Origin of the sequence: Bartonella jaculi (genome assembly GCF_039543045.1) — a bacterium.
Classification (GTDB): domain Bacteria; phylum Pseudomonadota; class Alphaproteobacteria; order Rhizobiales; family Rhizobiaceae; genus Bartonella; species Bartonella jaculi.
Genome location: NZ_BAABIZ010000029.1, coordinates 11,634 through 13,530, shown reverse-complemented (window position 1 = coordinate 13,530; position 1,897 = coordinate 11,634). Strand labels below are relative to the sequence as shown.

Here is a 1,897-nt window from a genome sequence, read left to right as displayed (position 1 = left end):
CCCAACGTCGTAGAGTGCTAATAGAAACCCCCAAAGCTTGAGCGGCCTTACCTATCCCAACAAATCTATTCATAATACGTATTATTACATAGATATAAATAGATTACAAGTAAACTGTGTAAACCCCTTTTTAATCATGATTTCTTAATCATGATTTTGGAGCTGCGTGAGAAGGACAAAAACAAGCCGTTATGGTTATGGTTATGGTTATGGGTCAAGGTCGCCCATAAATGCAATGTAAGCCCATAAATGCAATGTAAATTGTACCAGCTACTGTAACGGAAACGGATAAAGAACTTGAAAGATTACTAATGATTTTATTCATTAGATCTCCAAGAGTCTTCATGAAACGTTTATCTATATCCCCATATGTAGGAACGTAATCTATTGCTAACATTCAATATCCATGTTATTTTTTTGTGAAAACAACTATTGAGCGTTTCTTTCTGCTTCTTCTTTCTCTTTTTGTTCGGCTTTAGCACGCTCTTTTGCTTCTTGTTCTGCTCGCTCTTTATTTATTTTCTCGAGAGCTTTATTATAGTTTTCTGTAGCTTTCTTACGATGTTCTTCATCAAGTTCCTTAGCGGCTTGTCGCACATTTTGACAATTTTTAGAATTATCAGAAGCTCCACATTTCCATTGAAACTCTCTTACTAATTCTTCATTTTTTTTAAATTCTTCTACGCTGTAAGTTTTTTCGCAACCAACAGCGACAATTCCAGTGCAAAGCAGTAATGCTGTGATAATGATCTTGTTCATGATATAAGTTCCTCTTTTATAAATTTAATGACCACGGATTTTTTTTGCATAGTCTTGGTATCGTTTACTAGATTCTTCTCTAGCACGGATAATTTCAGCTTGAGCTTGAGCTTCAGATTGAGTTTGTTGAGAATCATAGAAGTGGCTTATGTTTGCAAGACTTCTGCTTGTAATATTGCGTGTATAGCTGCTCATTATGTTTGAGCGTCTTGAACTTCAGCAGCGGTTTTAGCATTTTTAAGTTTTTCAATGATCTTGTTTTTCTGCTTCACTCATCGTTTGACCTTCGGCTGAAACAAGTTTGGTAATCCACTACCGTAAAAACACTCTATCTGCTGGATTGTTATAATCTAAGCCTTTCAGCGGCGCTATCCCTGTTGATTTGCCATTTTTCAGCGGCATATAGGTGCCACGGCCAGCGCGCACAAAGAGTTCTGCTCCACGAGCTTTATCAAAACAGATCATATTATGGTTAACCATTTTTTTGTGTGTTTGAGAAAGTTAATTTTTGTAAAGAGTGTCCATGAATGGACGGATGATGAATTTTTAACATGAAAATCCCCCCTTCCGTTATTAATATTAAACTGCTGAAATACATAAATGAAAAAAAATTAATTTCTACTGTTTAAAGTATAATATTTTTATTTGTAACATGTAAGCAACATACAATTTAAACTCTCTGTAACGCTCACCAAAATCATGATTAAAGGAGAAATCTTGTAATGATACTTAATCAGCATCTTTATCCTGCTTAACAAGACTATCATCCTCCACTTTGGTAATGGCATTATTCATCTCTTTATGCCGCAAAAGAGCTACCACCAGCTGCACATGCACCACCTGCAAATGCAGAAGCTAGATCAGTATAGCTGTTCTCATCCTTAGTGCCCTCAAGATTTAACAATTTCAACCTTGAAACTAGGCGCTTTCCCTTTGCCATTCGCATAGCGAGCACGAGCATTACCGTCAAATGACAAAGCAACACCTCACCGCCAAGGCTATAAAGCGGCTTTGTTGCATACAAGCTAAAATCTGTAAAGCAGCCACCAATCCATCGCCAGTTGTGCCAAAATCGCTAAGCACGATATGCCCAGAAGCCTCACCGCCAACATTATATCCCTTCTGACGCATTGCCTGG

The 1,897-nt window shown here is 37.4% G+C and carries 3 protein-coding genes and 2 pseudogenes; all 5 read right to left on the bottom strand.

Going from position 1 to position 1,897, the window contains the following annotated elements; translation table 11 throughout:
- Positions 1 to 73: MerR family transcriptional regulator (locus ABD915_RS10320; protein ID WP_486303703.1), on the bottom strand; the 73-nt coding region annotated here is incomplete at its 3' end.
- Between the two features lie 356 nt (positions 74 to 429).
- On the bottom strand, positions 430 to 759 hold the full coding sequence (locus ABD915_RS07945; protein WP_345117182.1) for an EexN family lipoprotein: 330 nt from the start codon (positions 757 to 759) through the stop codon (positions 430 to 432).
- 24 nt (positions 760 to 783) lie between these two features.
- The gene (locus tag ABD915_RS07940) at positions 784 to 954 is read right to left on the bottom strand and encodes a hypothetical protein (RefSeq protein ID WP_345117180.1); all 171 of its coding nucleotides are present in this window, start codon (positions 952 to 954) and stop codon (positions 784 to 786) included.
- 57 nt (positions 955 to 1,011) lie between these two features.
- Positions 1,012 to 1,233, bottom strand: a pseudogene (locus tag ABD915_RS07935) (type VI secretion protein); the annotation flags it as partial.
- Positions 1,234 to 1,764: 531 nt separating this feature from the next.
- A pseudogene (locus tag ABD915_RS07930) lies at positions 1,765 to 1,897 on the bottom strand (hypothetical protein); the annotation flags it as partial.